The following is an 18,704-nucleotide window of genomic DNA, read 5'->3' as shown; positions in this document are numbered from 1 at the left end:
TTCCTAACCCTATGCGTGATGACACATCACTTCAAATCTTGTTGTATGGTCATCGTCTGATCACCACGTTTTATTTCGAGTTTGACCTGACCTTCACGTCGAGCCTGTTCCAGTAATTGCGCCTCGGTTTGCCCCTGCGATAGCGTCTGACCGTTTAAAGATAAAATCCGGTCTCCCGGTCTTAAACCGAGTCGATTACGCAGTGCAGCTGGTGTCCGGGAAGTGATTTCAAAGCCTCCATCCGACGCACTGACCCCCATATTCTGTAAATACTGATCCTTGTTTTCCTGCATCTGCTGGATTGCCCGACCGATTTCATTTTGCGCTGAAGGCAGATTTTGTGCTTCAGCTGCGCTATTCATAATCGAAGATGGAGCAGACATCGTATTAGATGCTGGGGTTGCCGGCACGATCGGCTGATTCAAGCCATTTTCCAGCCCCTTGAATAACACTTCATGAGTGGCACCGGTTGCTCTGCGCAGAATGACCCGATCCCAATAGACCTCGGCCAGCTCAAAACCACTACTGCCCAGCATTTCTCCAACGCGATAACGATCCACCTGATCATTGACTTTCAGCACCGCAGAAGAGTTATAGCTTGGACTGGCAACCACCACGCCTTGCAAAAGAATATTGGCAGCTTCTGCTCCTGCCGCTGTTTGTCCACTTTCCTGAAACAGCGAAAATGCACTGATATTGGGGATTTGCGCCTGTTGTGAACCCAGTTCCACCCGATCCAGCTGCATAGCTTGAGGTGGTGCAATCAGCAACCAGAACATGGCCGCCAGTTTCCAGCATAAATATAGAATCAACAACAGCAACACGACAGGCGCAACACGATTGGCCTGTTTCAGATCGATATTTTTTAGATCGCCAAGAGAAATGGCCATTAGTTCAAGCCTCCCATTAGGGGTTGGCGGGTACTAATCACATAAGTATCCAGGCCAGCTTTACCTTCATAGGAGGGTGCATTCATTAAAAAGCGCTGGGTAAGCTGGATATCGAGCATCAGACTGGGATCAAGCTTTATATTCAGCATACGTTGCTCTCGGTTATCCCGAACGTCGAGTAAGAGCTGTCCGCTCTCATCTGCCAGTTGTCCGGTCATGGCCGGTACATTCATACGTTCCTGACGCTGGGCAAAGCTATAAATCAGCTCACCACCCGCCCATTGCATTTGCCCGGTCACCTGACTGAAGCCTTGTTCCTGTTTATATTTAAAATCCAGCTCTTTAAACTGAATAGCAGTCGCTGGCCATTGCCAGTCTGCCACTTTTTTTAAGGTTTCCGGCGCGAGCTGACCCTCAAGATTTTTGACGATCAAGGCTTTATTCAGCCCATAGCCCATGATCCCTGAAAGCTGAGTATTGCCGCTATGCAATTCAACATCTGCCCCAACTCGCAGCAACAGCAAGTCCAATGGCCGTACTTTCCAGTTCAGGCTGCCCCGCAAATTACCTTTTTTCCAGTCAGCACTGCCCTGCCAGATATTCCCGTTTACATTGTGCAAGGCCTGATTATTTTTATAAAATTTTGAAATCAACCAGGCAGCTGGCACTTGCAGGATCACAAAGACAAAAAACGCCACAAGCGCAAGGATGAACCATTTTAAAGTTTTAGGTTTATTGCTCATCCCACCACGACCAATATCTCAAGTCTAAATCCCCATTTATAATGTTTTCCTTATACAGACACATTATGCACACTTTTTTCCCAACGCCAATTCATAGATATAAAAAAACCAAGCAATCATGCTTGGTTCAGCAATCTTAGACTGTCTGTATGACAGCCTAATGACGAGATGAAATCGAGGCTTAGATCAAGAAATCTTCAAGCTTGGCACCTTTGTCCAGCTCTGCCACCAACCAGCGCGGCTGCTTGCCACGACCCGTCCAGGTATCATCTGGGTTGCTTTTGCTACGATAACGTGGCTCTACCGATTTACGTGATGATTTCTTGCGTTTAGACGCGCCAAATTCAAGTAACTGTTCTACAGTCATACCTACTTTGTCAGCAACGGCCAAGATTTGCTGATAAGCATCTTCGATCTCTTGGTCTTTTTTTGAAGCAATCAGTGATTCTGCTTCGGCTTGTAAACGCTTTAACTCTTCTACTGATAAATGAGTAATATCTGGCATAATGCTCTCCGATTAAATAATATTATTTGTTTTGTTAAATAATGCCCCATCATATTTATATTAAATAAAACATTCAATATAAATATTTAAACCAATAACAATAAAGTTTAAAAATAATGACAAAATTAAATAATCAATTCATTTTTTAGATTTCATGTCCGGCTGTTAATTCAAGTGCTTCGATTTTCTTTCGGATATGTTCTGGAATTTGAGTTTTCTGCAGGGTTTTTTGATCAATACAAACAATAACCGCTTCCGAAGTTGCCACTATACTTTGCTGTTTTTCACTCCATAATAAATAATGCATGCGGAATGCACTATTTCGAATCTCTTCAATACGTGCTGCAATTTTTAAATGATCTGGAAAAACCACCGGTTTTAAATAACGGCACTGATTTGAAGAGACCACCGTAGAGACCGATTCATTCAGTAAATCCAATGCATCCAGATAAGCCAGACGTGCATTTTCTATGTAACGATAATACATGGCATTATTCACATGACCCAATGCATCCATGTCTCCCCATGCCACGCTCTGTGCATAAACCACTGGATATTGTTGTAATTCTGACATGATGATTCTCAAATTTTAATTTCGATAAAGTTTACATTGGATTCAAATACTGCATTTAACTGCTGGAGCAAGTCTTCACGGTCTTGTAAGGCCGCTTTAATTCTCAAATAACTCATACGAATATCATCAGGATATAAGTCAAGCAAATGCTGGGCTTCCTCTGTATAACCGGTGGCCTGTAACACATGCCATTTTGCAAAACTCAAAATCGGTAATGCCGGATACTTGGTTTCCCAATGCGAAATCTGCTGTGCAATATGATCATAATCCGGGTTCTGCCGTAACAATTGCTGTTGAAACCACAAATAAAATACATCCTGATTAAATTGTTGCTCTAATAAATGAATTGCCATTGTTTCATGTTCGGCACTCATTTCAGGTATTCTGAATAATAATTTCAACCATAATAACTTAACTGTATAGTCACGATCAAATACTTGCTTTTTTAAATCTAAATAACGCTGTTGTAAATAAATTAAATCATCTTGTGTGGCTTGGTCATAGGCCAATAATAATTGTTCAAGCCATATTTTTTTTACTTCTTGTTCTAAATGTCCATATTTAGTCGAGCGTAAATATAACCAGGGAAACTGTAGGGCAAATACACCCCATAATGTGGTGAGTCGCTGTTCATAGGCTAGTTTCACCTGTATTAACCATGGTGATAATTCATGCTGATTTAAAAATTCTAAATGAGTCAGTGCTTGCTCACCGTGCTGTTGCGATAAATAAATTTCAATTCGCTGCAATTCTGCCAACTCAAATGCCATCGGGTTAGACTGATTTAAAGCAGTCAAGGCATCTGTATATTGCTGTTGCCCCCAAGATAATCGTGCATCAATAATATGTTTGAGTAAGCCCGACTTGCTAAAAGACTGCTGAATAAAATCCCGTTGATCCTGAGCCGCATTTAATAACCAGATCACAGCCAGTTGTTCATAAGGATGTAAATGGGCAAAACTAAATACGGTTTCATTTTTACGCTGTTCACGGCTGCGATACTGTTTGATCGCGTACCAGAGGCAATGAATCAGAAAACTGAACGTGACCAGTGAGGCCGCCAAAAACCACAGGCTAGTTTGTAACTGCCACTCACGCCAATATAAATAGACATAGCCGGCCCCATGCCCATAACTCAGGATGCTCAGCCCCGCTATACCCAGTAGGCAGATAAATAAATAGGCCAGCAAAATCTGTTTCATAAGCAATTAGCCAACTAAGGTGCGTGTATTTAATAAAGGCGTCGGAGTGACCGGTGTGGCCTTGATTTGATGCAACTGCTGAATCCAGTGCTGACTACGTGCATCCGGCAATTGTTCCAAGACATCAATCACCGCATTCAACGCTTGCTGAAAGGCGACAGATTGATCTTGCTGCAACGTATTTTGTGCAATGAGCAAGCGCAACTGAGCTTCTTTCAATACCAGATGCCGTTGCATTAATACGGTACTCGGCTGCTCTGCAGCTTCGATCTGAATCCAGCGCTGCCAGAAAGAGCGTTGAGTTTCCAAACTTTGAAGATGCGGAGCCTGAATTTCTTTTTCAATTTCAGCATCCATCTGCATCAATACTTCTTTTAATTTATTTTGCTGCACCAAGCGACTATTGACGAATTTTTTCAGCATGTCCTGATCTTTCGCAATTACTTGCTGCAGACTACTGACCAAGGCAGGCGCCAAGACATACTCATCCAACTCATTCTGCAGGTGGTTTAGTTTTTCAATGGCGGTGGCATATTGTTGCTGTTGCAGTGCAAATTCAATCAGATCCAGCTGCTGTTGTACGAGAGCAATATCATTCTGCATGTCAGCAGTTAGCACTGCAGCTGCTGCCTGAGCTGAGGGAGTGCCTGCATTTTGCTGCTGGGCGGTAAACTGGCGTTTCAATGCCACAAACTGATCATTGAGATTGGCATTTTGCTGCTGCAACTGTTTAACACCTTGATGAAGTCCAGTCTGCGCTGCATTGAGAACATAAAGGTCATAGCTGAGTTTGATGAGCCACACCACACTCAAAATGAAAAATACAATAAATAGTTTCTTCATGCGTTCCCTAGTATCAGTCTCATTTTTTGCAAGATCGTATTCGCCTCTAAATCATCAATTTGCACAAATTCAAACCCTGCCTGATGCTGCTGTTGATATTCCCCAAGAAGAGTGGCCAAACGCGGCCCCAAAACCAAATAACGGGCCTGATGCATTAAATCCGAGTTATCCTGCATTAATGTCAGCCAGTTTAACCAGCTTGCTTCACTGCTGATTAGCACGGCAAAGCGCTGCTGCGCTTCAAGCAATGCCAGGTTTTCTGCCAAAATTATTGCTGTGCTTGCGGGGCATTGCCGCCGATATAAAATAAAATTCAAAATTTTGATATTATTTGCGCGCAGATGATCCATCATAAATTGACGGCCGCCTTCTCCGCGCCAGAAGGCCACAGCTGAGCCAGCAGGCAGTTGCCTTAACACGGGTAATTGCAACATGCCTTCCGAAGTTTCAAGTTCAGGCACATGACTTTGAATACCATAACCAGCCAGCGCCTGCTCAGTGGCTTTACCCACCGCCACCCATTGCACATCTGCCAAGCGCGATAAGATAATTTCCGCTTGCTGTAAATATTGCATGCCAATCTGGGCGGCAGTCGGACTGACCACCACAATGATTTTGGCCTGATCCAGCTGGCGATACAAGCGTAACAGCTCGTCGGAATAAGGCTGTGCGTGCAATTCCAGCAAAGGCAATTCTAGTACAGAAATCTGCGCTGCCTGTAACTGCTGAGTCAAACCCGCAGCACGCTCACTCGGACGGGTATTAATCAGTAACATCAGTTTGAATAAAGTGCTTTCAGCAACTCGCCTGCACCTTGATCGAGTAAATTTTTGGCCAATTCCACCCCTAACTGTTCAGCTTCTGCAATTTTTCCAGTGTGCTGTGCACGCAGCAAAACCGTTCCATCAACACTGCCAACGCGACCTTCGATTGAAATCACATCATTCTGGAGCGTGGCATAGCCGGCAATCGGCACCTGACATCCGCCTTCCAGATAGGCATTAAAGGCACGCTCAGCACGCACGCAGGCATCCGTTTCTGCATGTAATAATGGCTGAATCAAGTCCAGTACCGCCTGATCATGGGTACGGCATTCCAGCCCCAGTGCACCTTGACCTACGGCCGGTAGACTGATTTCAGGAGTCAGAGTATGACGAATACGTTCTGCCAGACCTAAACGTTTCAAACCGGCACTGGCCAGAATAATCGCATCATACTGACCGGCATCCAGCTTGGACAAACGTGTACCGACATTACCGCGCAAATCAATGATTTCGAGATCAGGACGCTGTTTTAAAATCTGGGTTTTACGGCGCAAACTGGAAGTGCCCACTTTGGCGCCCTGTGGCAATTCATCAAAGCTGGCATAGGTATTCGAGACAAAGGCATCCAGTGGATCTTCACGCTCACAGATCACCGCAAGGCTCAGCCCTTCCGGCAATGCCATCGGTACATCCTTCATGGAATGTACGGCCAGATCGGCACGGCCATCGAGTAAAGCAGCTTCTAATTCTTTTACAAATAGACCTTTACCACCAATTTTGGCCAGCGGCGTATCTAGGATTTTATCGCCCTGTGTAACAAAAGTGACTAACTCGACCTGCAAACCAGCGTGCAAATCTTGTAGGCGCGCACGGATATGTTCCGCTTGCCAAAGCGCAAGTGGACTTTGTCGAGTTGCAATTTTTAGGGTCTTCATAAATTTCAATAACAGTAAATGAGAACAATAGTCTAAACTTAACCTGCTCACTTTAAAATGCAAGTGAATTTATACAAGTTTCAACTGAATGCTCTCATTGATTCCTGCTATAGCTTTTGAATCCGATCCCTTAAAAATGGCAAATGTCGCCGACTGACCGCTAAACGGTCGTCCAGCTCACGACAACGCACCTGATACTGACCTGAACTGACCACTTCCAGACCATCCAGATAATTCACCGAGATCAAGGCATTACGATGAATCCGGATAAACTGGTTCCCAAACTCCTGCTCTAGCTCCTTTAAGGTTTCATCAATCAGTACACTGCCGTTTTTATGACGTACAGTGACATATTTCTGATCCGCCAGAAAATAATAGATATTTTCAACTGGCACCAATTCGACACCACGATAGGTCTTTGCCGCAATCTGCTGGCGGCTGATATTGATTTCGTCCATATTTTCTTTTTGTTTTAGTTGGCTCATCTGAGCTTGGGTAAGTTTAGTTAAGTGCTCCAAAACCTGTGCCAATTCCTGTTGCATCACGGGTTTAAGCAAGTAGCCTTCGGCATTTGATTTAAATGCATCCAGCGCATGTTGGTCATAGGCCGTACAAAAGATAATTGCCGGCATCGGGTCCAGCTGACGCAAATACTGCGCACAAGCCAGTCCATTCATTTCAGGCATTTGAATATCTAATAAAATGACATCGGGTTCGTATTGGTGAGCCAGATCAATCGCTTGACGACCATGACTTGCAGTCGCCACCACATCATGCCCCAGCTGAGAGACCAAACGTGATAATCGCTCGACAGCCAAAGGCTCATCATCACAAATCAGGATGTCCATTGCTCCTCCTTACCCAGTTAACATGATCAAATACATGATAAAGCTAACTGCGATTTCTTTGATTTATTTTTATTTATATTGATATCGCACTACCGTCGTAAACATCCCTTCGCCGGCAAAGGTTTGAAAGGTCATACTGGGTCCGTAATAAGCTTGCAGACGCTGTCTGACATTTTCTATTGCAATACCATGCCCCTTTTTTAAAGTTTTATTATCCTGCGTATAAGGGTTAGTAATAATGATATTAATTTGATTTTGCAATATTTCAACCAATATACTTATCGTACTCTTTGTGAGAATTTTTTCAACTCCATGGAAAATACTATTTTCTAACAAGGGTTGTAAAGTTAATAATGGAATTTGTACTTGTGAGTATAAGTCTTTGTTTTCTAACTTCCATTCGATTTGCAGGCGTTCACCCAAACGGATCTGCTCAATCTCCAGATAGCGCTGGCACAGATCAATTTCCTCTTGCAGACTGACCAGTTTCAACTCCTGAAAACTGGCACGAAATAAGCGGGACAGATTCAGCAGCATCTGTTCGGCTTTATCCGGATCGATGCTGATCAGGCTAATCACACTGTTCATACTATTGAACAGAAAATGCGGTTGAATCCGCGCTTGCATGGCCTGAATCCGGGCATTCAGTTCACTATGCTGCTGCTGTTCCCATTGTTCACGCAAATACAGGTAGCGAAAACAAAACATACCGAGCAAAACACCCAAACTGAGATGTAACCCAACCTGATCCAGGGCAATTGCCAGGTTTAAGCCCTGAAAATTAAAATTCATTCCAAAATGTATCACAACATTCAGACTGATGGTGGTCAGCACCACAATGGCCTGTAGTAGCAAAAAACCGGAAATGAGCGCCAGCTTAATCCCCATATGCTGAAAGGCCTGATGGAATAATTCCACCAGTGCTGCAAAACATAACAGTACCCAGTTGATATACAGCATATATTGCAGCAGATGCATCGCATTTAAAGCTTGCCACGACTGTGCTTCTGCGAGCGCTAGAATCATGGCCAGAATATTGCCGCCGACAAACAGTTCCAGCAAATAGCGAAGATTGCCAATCTGGCTAAAAAAATAGGAACTTTGTGTTTGCCTGTTTATCGATGCGAAAGATTGAGCAGATGTGACTTCGGCAATAGGCTTTGAATTTGTTATACTCTTTTTCGTTCTACTGCTTTTAATCTGATTGAGCCGACATGACCACATCTTCTAATTCCTCTAATCCATCACAAGCCCAGACTTCGGGTATGTGGGGTGGTCGTTTCTCTGAAGCGACTGATGCTTTTGTTGCTGAATTTACAGCATCTGTTCAATTTGACCAACGTTTTTATAAACAGGATATTGCAGGCTCGATTGCCCATGCAACCATGCTGGCCAAAGTAGGCGTACTGACGGCACAGGAACGCGATGACATCATCGAAGGTCTGACTGCCATTCAAGCCGATATTGAAGCAGGTAAGTTCGAATGGCGCATTGACCTAGAAGATGTGCACATGAACATTGAGTCGCGCCTGACTCAACGTATTGGCATCACAGGCAAGAAATTACACACTGGCCGTAGCCGTAATGATCAGGTCGCAACTGACATTCGTCTTTATGTACGTGATGAAATTGATGCGATTTTAAAATTACTCGAAAAATTACAAAAAGGTATTTTAAGCCTGGCGGCTAAAAATACCGATACCATCATGCCGGGCTTCACCCATTTACAAACCGCTCAGCCGGTGACTTTTGGTCATCACTTAATGGCCTGGTTTGAAATGCTGGTACGCGACTCTGAGCGTCTGATTGATTGCCGTAAACGTGTCAACCGTATGCCACTGGGTTCTGCTGCACTTGCAGGAACCACCTACCCGATTGAGCGTGCTTACACCGCTGAGCTGTTAGGTTTTGAAGCCGTTGCTGAAAACTCTTTAGACGCAGTATCGGATCGTGATTTTGCAATTGAATTTAATGCCGCTGCATCGTTAATTATGATGCACTTGTCTCGTATGTCTGAAGAACTGATTCTATGGACTTCAGCGCAGTTCAAATTCGTGAATATTCCAGATCGTTTCTGTACAGGCTCTTCAATCATGCCACAGAAGAAAAATCCGGATGTACCTGAACTGGTACGTGGTAAAACTGGTCGTGTCTATGGTGACCTGATGAGCCTGCTGACTTTAATGAAGGGCCAGCCACTAGCCTATAACAAAGACAACCAAGAAGATAAAGAGCCATTGTTCGATGCAATTGATACCGTTCGCGGTTCACTCATGGTATTTGCCGACATGATTCCTGCACTGGTTCCAAACATTGCTGAAATGCGCGAAGCAGCACTACGTGGTTTCTCAACTGCGACTGACCTGGCTGATTACTTGGTAAAAAACGGCGTTGCATTCCGTGATGCGCACGAGATTGTAGGTAAAGCGGTTGCACTCGGTGTACAAGAATCTAAAGACCTGTCTGAATTGACACTCGAACAGCTGCAACAGTTCTCTGACCTGATTCAAGCAGACGTATTTGAAAAAGCCTTAACTCTTGAAGCCTCGGTAAATGCACGTAACCACATTGGTGGCACCGCGCCTGCTCAAGTGAAAGCAGCCATTGAGCGCGCACATGCGCGTTTGGAACAACTTTACGCATAATTTTGGAGTATGGATATGTCTCGACAAGTTTTTTGCCGTAAGTATCAGGCTGACATGGATGGTTTAGACTTTGCTCCATTTCCGGGACCAAAGGGTCAGGAATTGTTTGATACCGTGTCTAAACAGGCTTGGCAAGAATGGCTAAAACACCAAACCACGCTAATTAATGAAAAGCGTTTAAACGTGTTTGAAGCTGATGCGAAAAAGTTTCTAGAAGAACAACGTGAAAAGTTCTTTAGCAATGACGAAACTTTGGAAAAAGCTGAAGGGCTAAAGCCTGAGTGAGGATTAGTGGAGCGCTGCTCCACCCGAACGCAAGACAAGCAGCTATGCTGCGCGTAGGCTTTAATCTAAAAGAGTCTCTTTTGAGGCTCTTTTTCATTTCTGAAATTATAAATCTTTCTTTCCAATAGCGCTTTCAAATTTCAAGAACAGAGTAATAGCAGCAAGCTAAGTTATTGATGTCTTGAATTCAGGGTTTTGATTGGGCGGCGGCCGGTATTCTGTACTTTTTAGACAAAAGCTGAAGGATTAAAAAGCATTTTTACCTAGCCTATCCCCCGCCAATAGTCAGCCACTATCCTGCTGAAAAACATTCAGATTTGTATCAAAATAATAGATTGTAAAAGCAATATACAGAGTAATCACAAAACACAACATTCTGCTACAAGAAGCCACATGATTAAAAAAAACTGTCTCTCTATAATGATCCCTAAGAAGATGAGATATCTTTGAATAACTATAATAATAAGCAACAAATACCCCGATTTCATCCCAGTTCTTCCCCCAAAGGCTGGGTATTTTTTTGCCTGCAATTTGCCGATTGGCTTGATAATTTAAGCGCATAAAAAAAGCCCCCTTTCAAGGAGCTTCTCTTTTTAATTTTGCTTAAGGCTGTTTCAAATAGGGCCAAGCCGCTTTCAGATAAATAAACATCGACCATAAAGTCAGGATGACTGCTGTGTACAACAAGGCATAGGCCAGCATTTCCAGTGGTGGCCAGTTCAGCAAAAACACGGTAATCGCAATCATCTGAAAAGCCGTTTTGTACTTACCCACGGTTGATACTGCAACATTGGTTCGTGCACCCAGTTCTGCCATCCATTCACGTAATGCTGAAACAGTAATTTCACGTGAAATAATCACAATCGCAGCAAAAGCCATCGACATTGAAGGTTGCCATTGCACCAATACAATCAGCGCAGCTGCGACCATCAATTTATCTGCGACCGGATCGAGAAAACGGCCAAAAGCAGAGGTCTGGTTTAAAGTTCGAGCCAGATAGCCATCAAACCAGTCCGTCACTGCAGCCACTACAAAAATCGTGGTCAAAATAATATGCCGTGTCATGTCGGAATGGTTGGCTTCAAAGCCCATTGCAGGCGGCCAGTAAGCCACCAATAAAAATACCGGAATAAGAGCGATACGCGCCAAGGTCAAGATATTTGGAATATTCAGGATACGACCTGTAGTCATAGACACCGCCAATTGTTCCCCTCATGTACGATGAAAATGCACACTTTTTTAGAGGTTTGATCCATCATTAATAGGCTTCACTTTATACGAATTGGCTGTCAGTGTCACTAGGCAAACACCGTCACTGTTTGTCTTGCCATCGCAATCAGGCGATTTTCTGCATCCCAGAGATAGGCATGCTCGGTTGCATAACCATCCGCAGCATGATCCGTAAATACTTTATATTTAAACCAATCATGCAGTTGATGCTGAAGCGGATGCACATAAGTCACGCTCCAGGTCAGACTACTCGCGGGTGCCATACTTTTAAACATCGGCAGTACACCAGGTGGCCAGATGTCGAAAATTGCCATCAGGTCAGCGATCAGGAATTCACGATTGCTATGCTTTTCAGGATGAAAACGGCACCAGCCGCCAAAGTCCGGACGTGAGCTGGCACTACAAGGCAGATTGACGTCCGCCCAGGCGATTTCAAAATGGTCATAACATTCTGGCAGGCCATAACCAGCAGGAATCTGCAACAACTGCTCTGGTGCAGCATAGTCAGGTGCCTGTTCTTCTTGCTGTACCTGAATTTCCGAGTCACGCGAGATACCAAAACTGGCAATCAGAATACTTTGTACTACCTCGTCTTGCCATAGACGCACTTCGATGGTGGTGACCGACTTACCTTCCCGCAAAATTTCAGCACTTAGTCGCACTTTCGCCTGTTGGATCGGCCCAACAAAGGTGACGCTGCAACTGAGCAGATGTTTGGCCGGATCATTGATCTGAATAACCGCTTTTTGCATCATCATTGCTGCAGCCAGACCACCATACAGGGTGCGCCCCTGTAACCATCCTGATGGAAATTCCACCCATTCCTGTTCGGAAATTTGTGCATAAAGCGCCTGCAAAGACATGTTGATCCCTCAGTGAGTCTTGATCCTCAGTATATTGAGTCAAGCTTGCTCTGCTGTGAATGATCAATGACCCGTGCGTCAATGTGCTCTTTTGCCCTTGCATTGGGCTTGATAATTATTCATGCAGCACTTTATAGATCATCCGTGCCATGACTGAACCCAATCCCGGCACCAGTTGCAGATCTCTTTCTGAGGCTTTCAGTACGCCCTGAATCCCGCCAAAATGGGTCAACAGGTCACGACGGCGTTTTGGCCCAAGGCCCGGAATGACTTCTAGTACCGATGAACTGCGTTTTTTATCGCGTTTGGCGCGGTGCTTGGTAATCGCAAAGCGATGCGCTTCATCCCGCACCTGCTGAATCAAATGGAGTGCCTTATGATCTTCTGGCAACTGAATCTTGCGACCATCGGTAAAGTGCAGGGTTTCCAGACCGGGTTTACGCCCCTCGCCTTTGGACACACCGACCATAAAGGCCTCCAGCCCCAGTTCCTGCATCACTTCCATCGCCATATGCAGTTGCCCCTTGCCGCCATCAATCAGGAGTAAATCTGGCAGCATGGCTTTTTTATAACGACGGGTCAAAGCCTGACGCATGGCGGCATAGTCATCGCCCGCCTGAATGTCATGGATGGAAAACTGGCGATAATCGCGCTTGCGCGCGCCACCACTATCAAAGACCACACAGGACGCCACGGTATCTTCGCCCATGGTATGTGAAATATCGAAGCACTCGATCCGGTCTACAGGACGGCCGACCACCTGCTCCAGCTGATGAAAACGCTCATTTAATTCTATATGATTGGCTAGCTTGCCCTGAATCGCGTGCTGTACATTCATCTGCGCCAGTTCCAGCCATTCGGCCCGGGTTTCGCGGACTTTAGACTTGATCTGGATTTTCTTGCCAAAATGCTGCGACAGTGCTGCTTCCAGTTCCTTACGATCAGCCACTTCCAGATTGACAATCAGTTCAGCCGGGATTTCATCTGCCACCTGAAAATAAAAATTGGCAATAAAATCGGCCAGCATTTGCCCCAGGTCATCACTAAGCATATCCGGGAAATAACTTTTCCCACCCAGCATTTTACCGTTGCGCACATGCATGATCTGCACACAGGTCACCCCGGCCTGATAAGCAATCGATAAAATATCGGCTTCGCCTTTGAGCTTATAAATCGCCTGCTGTGACTGCACATCTCTTAACAGTGCCATCCGATCGCGATAGAACACGGCTTTTTCAAATTCCAGAGCTTCGGCTGCCGCTTCCATTTTTGCGATCAGTTCCTGATTCAGCTCCTTGGTATCGCCCTGCAAAAAGCGAATCGAGTTATCCACATCTGCTTTGTAGTCTTCCGGAGAGATAAATCCGACACAGGGCGCCGAACAGCGCTTGATCTGGTATTGCAGACAGGGACGGGTTCGGTTGGCAAAAAAGCTGTTTTCACAGGAACGCACATTAAACAGTTTTTGCAGCACCACCAAGGTATCCCGGGCGGTATAGGCACTCGGATAAGGCCCAAAAAACTTGCCGACCTGATGCTTGCCCTTGCCGCGCCCACTGGCCAGTCGTGGATAAGGTTTATCTGCGGAAACAAAGATATAGACATAAGATTTATCATCGCGCAGCATGATGTTATACGGCGGATGATGCAGCTTGATCAGGTTCTGTTCCAGCAACAAGGCTTCGGTTTCAGAGCGCACCACCAAGGTCTGAATATCATAAATCCGCGCCACCAAGGCCTGGGTTTTGGGATGATCCAGCGTTTTGACAAAATAGCTGGAGACCCGGTTTTTTAGATTTTTGGCTTTCCCCACATACAACAGTTCGCCGTCTTTGCCATACATCCGGTAGACCCCGGGCAGGCTGGTCATATTGGCCAGAATTTTCTCGATATGAGGACGTGCGTTTTCGTTCACCTAAAGCCTATTTTTTACATGCAATCTGCAGATATATGTGATGATTATTCGGTTATTTTCAAGCGAAAACACAAAATTCCCCTCAACTTGACACCCAATTTAAAACTATAGCTCAGCCATCTTTGCAATCTATAGCTTTCTCCGCATGATCTGATTGCTAAAAGCTCTAAATTTCAACCTTTAACTTTGCTATGCTCGAAGGGTCTAGTTTTGAGATGATTCGCATGACCATGCAGCAATCGGGCATCCATATTGTTCAACCATCCAGCTCCACCCATCACCCCTCTGAGCGTGATCGCCGGATTGGCAAACCGCGTTTTCATTTCGAGCCGAATCACGTGATGCAATTGCTGCGTGAACGGATGATTGGACAGGATGCCGCACTGAATGAAATTGAAAAAATGCTGCATGTGGTCAAGGCCGATTTCTCCAGTCCGGAGCGTCCACTCTCGGTCACCTTGATGCTCGGCCCAACCGGCGTGGGTAAAACTGAAACTGTGCGTCTGATTGCCGAAGCGATTTATGGTCGTCCGGATGCTTTCTGCCGGATTGACATGAACACTCTGGCACAGGAACATTATGCCGCAGCACTCACCGGTGCGCCGCCGGGTTATGTCGGTTCTAAAGAAGGTCATAGCCTGTTTGATGAAACGGCGATTGCCGGCAGTCATACCCGTCCCGGCATCATGCTGTTTGATGAACTGGAAAAAGCCAGTAACGAAGTGATTCGTGGTTTGATGAATGTGCTGGATACTGGAAGATTGACCCTGACAGCCGGAACTAAAACCATCGATTTTCGTAACTGCATGATCTTTATGACCAGCAATGTCGGGGCACAGGCGGCACAACAATATCTGGATAAACTCAGCTACCTGCCACAGCAAATGCAGGCACTGTGCCTGAAACATGTACCCACCCAGCGCATTATTGAAAAAGTCATGCAGCGTAAATTCGATCCTGAATTTTTAAACCGGATTGACCGCAGCCTGCATTATCAGGCGGTACAGCATGATGCCCTGCCGCGTCTGGTCGAAATTGAACTGGAAAAACTCAATAAACGCCTGCAACATCAAAACCGACAAGTACATTTATCGGATGCAGCCAAAGCCTATTTCTATCAGGGCTATGATATTCGTTACGGCGCCCGGCATTTGGGTCGCAAGCTGCGTACCGAACTGGAACCGGTTCTGGCGCTGTATTTTTTAAGTCAGCCCGAGCAGTTCAGTCTGCATCTGGACTGTGTCGATGGACAACTCGTGGTTCTGCCTGAGCAAGCAAAAGCTTAAATCATGCAGACTCAATATCCGGTTTATTTGCTTGAATCGCCTGTCTAAAAGTGGTCGGATCTGTAGGTGAAACCAATACAAATTTCTGCATGCCGTCTTCCCTATAGTTAATCCGCAGACGCTTTAAGGACAAGGCCGGTGCAATGATAGAGTGATCTGTCGGCTGGATGGACTGGATGGCGCTCAACGGAATCTGCCAGCTCAACCACAGGCTTTTAATGCTCAACACTCCATTTTCCACCATATAGCGCGTACTCCACAGCGGCCACCACAGAATAATAATGGTCAGAATGTAGATGGCGGTGTGCAGTGGATATTGCTGCAGGGTGCCTTTGGCCTGCATGGTCAGCAGCAGTTGCAGTAACAGGCCACTCATACAGATCAGAAAAGCGACCAGCCACCAGTCTTTTTTGGAACGAAATACCTGCATCGAGATCCCCATATCTATGTGCCTGATCATCATAAACAATTCTGTGCCAGATGACAGAGGTCATATCCAACAGAAGCACGCTTATTTCAGGCCTAGCATCAACATAGGCATGTTGGGGCTGAAATCCTCAGAAAACCCTCGACTAAAACAATCAACTACAGTTTTATTGCGGCTGATCCGAAAATATCTATACATGCCTGCACGCCCTGTACTGAGCGAGATTCAGCCCTGATTTCCCTTGTTCCACAGGCCGATAATTGACTGAATTGACCAAATAGCAGCAAAGCCTGCCCTTGAATATTGTCCACCCTGCTCCATATCAATCAGGCTAATCGATAAAAAATAATGAATTGAAACAGAATCTTTAGTTCAGGCTGTGGTCAAAAACGGCAACAAAAATACAGCGCAGATGGAATCGATTCGGCAAAAATTGATGACCCTTGCGTCACGGCTTGATACAACTTGTTATGTTCTTTTTGGATATAGTTATCGTAAGATTAGCGAAGTCTAAAAGTGCGCGGGATATGCGCATTTGCTTCACAACATCAACTTAGAAGTCCTCCAAAATAAAGGAGATCAGGGCATGATCCACGCTGGCAATGCCATTACCGTCCAAATGCTAGAGGACGGGATTGCAGAATTCCGCTTTGACTTACAAGGTGAGTCTGTTAACAAATTCAACCGTGCAACGATTGAAGATTTCAAGGCTGCTATTGAAGCCGTCTCCTATGCCGATATTCAAGGTCTGATTGTCACTTCAGGCAAATCTACATTTATTGTCGGTGCCGATATCACAGAATTCGGCGATAACTTTGCTCAGGGTGAACAAGCGATTGTTGACTGGGCGATGCCGGTACATGAAATTTTCAACAGCTTCGAAGATCTCGACATTCCTAAAGTGGCGGCCATTAATGGTATGGCACTGGGTGGCGGTTTTGAAATGTGTCTGGTGTGTGACTACCGTGTCATGTCAGAACAGGCGCAAGTCGGTCTGCCTGAAATCAAGCTGGGCATTTTCCCGGGCTTCGGTGGTACAGTGCGTTTAAGCCGTCTGATCGGTATCGACAACGCCGTAGAATGGATGGCCATGGCCAACCCGAAAAAGCCTGCTGCTGCACTAAAAGACGGTGCTGTAGATGCAGTGGTTGCTGCTGACAAACTTAAAGATGCTGCACTTGATCTGGTCAAACAGGCGATTCATGGCCGTTTAGACTGGAGAACCAAGCGTCAGGAAAAACTGGATCCGGTTAAACTCAGCCCGATTGAACAGATGATGGCGTTTAACTCATCGAAAGGCATGGTTCTGGCCAAGGCCAATCCGACTCAATATCCGGCGCCAAAATTACTGCTTGATTCATTACAGGCCGGTGCAAGCTTGCATCGTGATGACGCGTTAAAAGTTGAAGCTGAAGGCTTTGCCAAAGCTGCAGTTACGCCACAAGCAGGTGCATTGATCGGTTTGTTCCTGAACGACCAGATCGTGAAAAAAACCTCGAAGCGCTACGAAAAAGGTGCGCATCCGGTGAACCAGGCGGCGGTACTTGGCGCTGGGATCATGGGTGGTGGTATTGCTTATCAGGCGGCGAGCAAAGGCACACCAATCATCATGAAAGATATTGGTAATCCACAGCTTGCATTGGGTATGTCTGAAGCGAACAAACTGTTGACCAAACAGGTTGAACGCAAAAAAATGACACCAGCGAAAATGGGTGAAACGCTTGCACGTATCCGTCCGACTTTAAGCCTGGAAGAGTTTAAAGAAGTGGATATCGTGATTGAAGCGGTAACTGAAAACCCTAAAATCAAAGCTGCTGTACTTGCTGATACTGAAAAATCAGTACGTGAGAACACCATCATTGCTTCAAATACGTCTACGATTTCGATCACGCGTCTGGCTGAAAGCCTGCAACGTCCTGAGAACTTCGTGGGGATGCACTTCTTTAACCCGGTACATATGATGCCTTTGGTTGAAGTGATCCGTGGCGCGAAGACCTCTGACGAAGCCATTGCAACGACTGTGGTACTTGCTCAGAAAATGGGTAAAACACCAATCGTGGTGAATGACTGCCCGGGCTTCCTGGTCAACCGCGTATTGTTCCCTTACTTCGGTGCATTTGACCTATTGCTTAAAGATGGCGCTGATTTCCAGCAAATCGATAAAGTGATGGAAAAATTCGGCTGGCCGATGGGCCCTGCTTACCTGATGGACGTTGTCGGTATTGATACTGGCGTGCATGGTGCAGAAGTGATGGCTGAAGGCTTCCCTGACCGTATGAAACCGGACTTCAAAGGTTCGATTCAAACCATGTATGAAAACAAACGTCTGGGGCAAAAGAACGACGTGGGTTTCTACAAGTATGAACTTGACCGTAAAGGCAAGAAAGCGAAAAAAGTTGATCCAACTGCATATGAGCTTGTGGCCTCTGTTGCAACTGTGGAAAAACGTGAATTTGACGCTCAGGAAATCATTGACCGTATGATGCTGGCTTTCTGTAACGAAACGGTTCGTTGCCTGGAAGACAACATTGTCGCGACTGCTTCTGAAGCAGATATGGCAATGATCATGGGTGTCGGTTTCCCTCCATTCCGTGGTGGTCCATGCCGTTACATCGATCAAACCGGTGTAGCTGAGTATGTTGCGCTTTGCAATAAGTATGCGCACCTTGGTAAAGCTTATGAAGCGCCAGAAATGTTGCGTGAAATGGCTGCTAACAACAAAAAATTCTACGGTTAAGGAGCAACGTGA

19 protein-coding genes are annotated in these 18,704 nt (G+C 45.5%); 4 read left to right on the top strand and 15 right to left on the bottom strand.

Annotated elements, in window-relative coordinates; all coding sequences use genetic code 11:
• Window positions 1-26 precede the first annotated feature (26 nt).
• From FTU87_RS03915 to FTU87_RS03870, 10 genes are all read right to left on the bottom strand, one after another.
• On the bottom strand, window positions 27-890 hold the full coding sequence (locus FTU87_RS03915; protein ID WP_074383927.1) for a type II secretion system protein N: 864 nt from the start codon (window positions 888-890) through the stop codon (window positions 27-29).
• Window positions 890-1,633 (bottom strand): type II secretion system protein N, encoded by a 744-nt coding sequence (gene gspN, locus FTU87_RS03910; RefSeq protein WP_100354887.1) that lies wholly within the window; start codon window positions 1,631-1,633, stop codon window positions 890-892. The genes FTU87_RS03915 and gspN overlap by 1 nt, the downstream gene beginning before the upstream one ends.
• Window positions 1,634-1,814: 181 nt before the next feature.
• Window positions 1,815-2,141: an H-NS family nucleoid-associated regulatory protein gene (locus tag FTU87_RS03905; protein WP_167381258.1), complete on the bottom strand. Its 327-nt coding sequence runs from the start codon at window positions 2,139-2,141 to the stop codon at window positions 1,815-1,817.
• Window positions 2,142-2,283: 142 nt separating this feature from the next.
• Entirely contained in the window at window positions 2,284-2,712 is a 429-nt protein-coding gene (locus FTU87_RS03900; RefSeq protein ID WP_005173055.1) for a thioesterase family protein, read from the bottom strand.
• 8 nt (window positions 2,713-2,720) lie between these two features.
• Window positions 2,721-3,914, bottom strand: a complete 1,194-nt coding sequence (locus FTU87_RS03895; protein ID WP_180096696.1) for a heme biosynthesis protein HemY — start codon at window positions 3,912-3,914, stop codon at window positions 2,721-2,723.
• Window positions 3,915-3,920: 6 nt separating this feature from the next.
• On the bottom strand, window positions 3,921-4,757 hold the full coding sequence (locus FTU87_RS03890) for a hypothetical protein (protein WP_100329461.1): 837 nt from the start codon (window positions 4,755-4,757) through the stop codon (window positions 3,921-3,923).
• The gene (locus FTU87_RS03885; protein WP_100354891.1) at window positions 4,754-5,533 is read right to left on the bottom strand and encodes a uroporphyrinogen-III synthase; all 780 of its coding nucleotides are present in this window, start codon (window positions 5,531-5,533) and stop codon (window positions 4,754-4,756) included. Before FTU87_RS03885 ends, FTU87_RS03890 begins: the two co-directional genes overlap by 4 nt.
• The gene (gene hemC / locus FTU87_RS03880) at window positions 5,533-6,456 is read right to left on the bottom strand and encodes a hydroxymethylbilane synthase (RefSeq protein WP_005095241.1); all 924 of its coding nucleotides are present in this window, start codon (window positions 6,454-6,456) and stop codon (window positions 5,533-5,535) included. The genes FTU87_RS03885 and hemC overlap by 1 nt, the downstream gene beginning before the upstream one ends.
• Window positions 6,457-6,563: 107 nt before the next feature.
• The gene (locus FTU87_RS03875; RefSeq protein WP_005095238.1) at window positions 6,564-7,304 is read right to left on the bottom strand and encodes a LytTR family DNA-binding domain-containing protein; all 741 of its coding nucleotides are present in this window, start codon (window positions 7,302-7,304) and stop codon (window positions 6,564-6,566) included.
• A gap of 69 nt (window positions 7,305-7,373) precedes the next feature.
• On the bottom strand, window positions 7,374-8,528 hold the full coding sequence (locus FTU87_RS03870) for a sensor histidine kinase (protein ID WP_159138353.1): 1,155 nt from the start codon (window positions 8,526-8,528) through the stop codon (window positions 7,374-7,376).
• Here FTU87_RS03870 and argH point away from each other — a divergent pair.
• Together argH and FTU87_RS03860 are read left to right on the top strand one after the other, a co-directional pair.
• Window positions 8,519-9,949: an argininosuccinate lyase gene (argH, locus tag FTU87_RS03865; RefSeq protein ID WP_180096695.1), complete on the top strand. Its 1,431-nt coding sequence runs from the start codon at window positions 8,519-8,521 to the stop codon at window positions 9,947-9,949. The two genes, FTU87_RS03870 and argH, sit on opposite strands and share 10 nt — an antisense overlap.
• 15 nt (window positions 9,950-9,964) lie before the next feature.
• Window positions 9,965-10,234 carry an oxidative damage protection protein gene (locus tag FTU87_RS03860; protein ID WP_074383919.1) on the top strand — a complete coding sequence of 90 codons (270 nt, stop codon included), beginning with the start codon at window positions 9,965-9,967 and terminating at the stop codon, window positions 10,232-10,234.
• A 285-nt stretch (window positions 10,235-10,519) separates the two neighbouring features.
• Here the strand turns inward: FTU87_RS03860 and FTU87_RS03855 are convergent, their stop codons facing one another.
• The 4 genes from FTU87_RS03855 to uvrC form a co-directional block, all read right to left on the bottom strand.
• A complete protein-coding gene (locus FTU87_RS03855) occupies window positions 10,520-10,795 on the bottom strand; it encodes a hypothetical protein (RefSeq protein WP_180076505.1) in 276 nt (91 codons plus the stop codon).
• 42 nt (window positions 10,796-10,837) lie between these two features.
• The gene (pgsA, locus tag FTU87_RS03850) at window positions 10,838-11,425 is read right to left on the bottom strand and encodes a CDP-diacylglycerol--glycerol-3-phosphate 3-phosphatidyltransferase (protein WP_005095228.1); all 588 of its coding nucleotides are present in this window, start codon (window positions 11,423-11,425) and stop codon (window positions 10,838-10,840) included.
• A 107-nt stretch (window positions 11,426-11,532) separates the two neighbouring features.
• Complete coding sequence (locus tag FTU87_RS03845) at window positions 11,533-12,327, bottom strand: thioesterase family protein (protein WP_005095227.1); 795 nt, start codon at window positions 12,325-12,327, stop codon at window positions 11,533-11,535.
• A gap of 115 nt (window positions 12,328-12,442) precedes the next feature.
• Window positions 12,443-14,242 (bottom strand): excinuclease ABC subunit UvrC, encoded by a 1,800-nt coding sequence (gene uvrC / locus FTU87_RS03840; RefSeq protein WP_180096694.1) that lies wholly within the window; start codon window positions 14,240-14,242, stop codon window positions 12,443-12,445.
• 224 nt (window positions 14,243-14,466) lie between these two features.
• Here uvrC and FTU87_RS03835 point away from each other — a divergent pair, with 224 nt between their 5' ends.
• Complete coding sequence (locus tag FTU87_RS03835) at window positions 14,467-15,528, top strand: AAA family ATPase (protein WP_180096693.1); 1,062 nt, start codon at window positions 14,467-14,469, stop codon at window positions 15,526-15,528.
• Between the two features lies 1 nt (window position 15,529).
• Here FTU87_RS03835 and FTU87_RS03830 read toward each other — a convergent pair whose 3' ends face one another.
• The gene (locus FTU87_RS03830; RefSeq protein WP_180096692.1) at window positions 15,530-15,958 is read right to left on the bottom strand and encodes a PH domain-containing protein; all 429 of its coding nucleotides are present in this window, start codon (window positions 15,956-15,958) and stop codon (window positions 15,530-15,532) included.
• Window positions 15,959-16,541: 583 nt separating this feature from the next.
• Here FTU87_RS03830 and fadB point away from each other — a divergent pair.
• Window positions 16,542-18,692, top strand: a complete 2,151-nt coding sequence (gene fadB, locus FTU87_RS03825) for a fatty acid oxidation complex subunit alpha FadB (RefSeq protein ID WP_180096691.1) — start codon at window positions 16,542-16,544, stop codon at window positions 18,690-18,692.
• Window positions 18,693-18,704 lie beyond the last annotated feature (12 nt).

This window comes from Acinetobacter sp. YH12156, from assembly GCF_013418235.1.
GTDB lineage: Bacteria > Pseudomonadota > Gammaproteobacteria > Pseudomonadales > Moraxellaceae > Acinetobacter > Acinetobacter pseudolwoffii.
Note: the sequence above shows the minus strand (reverse complement) of the source record. Positions and strands in the feature narration are given on the sequence as shown.

Bases quoted from the DNA above. Each gene is read 5' to 3' on its own strand.
- FTU87_RS03895 (WP_180096696.1), bottom strand. From the start codon at position 3,914: ATGAAACAGATTTTGCTGGCCTATTTATTTATCTGCCTACTGGGTATA.
- hemC (WP_005095241.1), bottom strand. From the start codon at position 6,456: ATGAAGACCCTAAAAATTGCAACTCGACAAAGTCCACTTGCGCTTTGG.
- FTU87_RS03855 (WP_180076505.1), bottom strand. From the start codon at position 10,795: ATGCGCTTAAATTATCAAGCCAATCGGCAAATTGCAGGCAAAAAAATA.
- FTU87_RS03915 (WP_074383927.1), bottom strand. From the start codon at position 890: ATGGCCATTTCTCTTGGCGATCTAAAAAATATCGATCTGAAACAGGCC.
- FTU87_RS03830 (WP_180096692.1), bottom strand. From the start codon at position 15,958: ATGCAGGTATTTCGTTCCAAAAAAGACTGGTGGCTGGTCGCTTTTCTG.
- FTU87_RS03900 (WP_005173055.1), bottom strand. From the start codon at position 2,712: ATGTCAGAATTACAACAATATCCAGTGGTTTATGCACAGAGCGTGGCA.
- FTU87_RS03870 (WP_159138353.1), bottom strand. From the start codon at position 8,528: ATGTGGTCATGTCGGCTCAATCAGATTAAAAGCAGTAGAACGAAAAAG.
- gspN (WP_100354887.1), bottom strand. From the start codon at position 1,633: ATGAGCAATAAACCTAAAACTTTAAAATGGTTCATCCTTGCGCTTGTG.
- FTU87_RS03890 (WP_100329461.1), bottom strand. From the start codon at position 4,757: ATGAAGAAACTATTTATTGTATTTTTCATTTTGAGTGTGGTGTGGCTC.
- fadB (WP_180096691.1), top strand. From the start codon at position 16,542: ATGATCCACGCTGGCAATGCCATTACCGTCCAAATGCTAGAGGACGGG.
- FTU87_RS03885 (WP_100354891.1), bottom strand. From the start codon at position 5,533: ATGTTACTGATTAATACCCGTCCGAGTGAGCGTGCTGCGGGTTTGACT.
- FTU87_RS03835 (WP_180096693.1), top strand. From the start codon at position 14,467: ATGACCATGCAGCAATCGGGCATCCATATTGTTCAACCATCCAGCTCC.
- FTU87_RS03860 (WP_074383919.1), top strand. From the start codon at position 9,965: ATGTCTCGACAAGTTTTTTGCCGTAAGTATCAGGCTGACATGGATGGT.
- FTU87_RS03875 (WP_005095238.1), bottom strand. From the start codon at position 7,304: ATGGACATCCTGATTTGTGATGATGAGCCTTTGGCTGTCGAGCGATTA.
- argH (WP_180096695.1), top strand. From the start codon at position 8,519: ATGACCACATCTTCTAATTCCTCTAATCCATCACAAGCCCAGACTTCG.
- FTU87_RS03845 (WP_005095227.1), bottom strand. From the start codon at position 12,327: ATGTCTTTGCAGGCGCTTTATGCACAAATTTCCGAACAGGAATGGGTG.
- pgsA (WP_005095228.1), bottom strand. From the start codon at position 11,425: ATGACTACAGGTCGTATCCTGAATATTCCAAATATCTTGACCTTGGCG.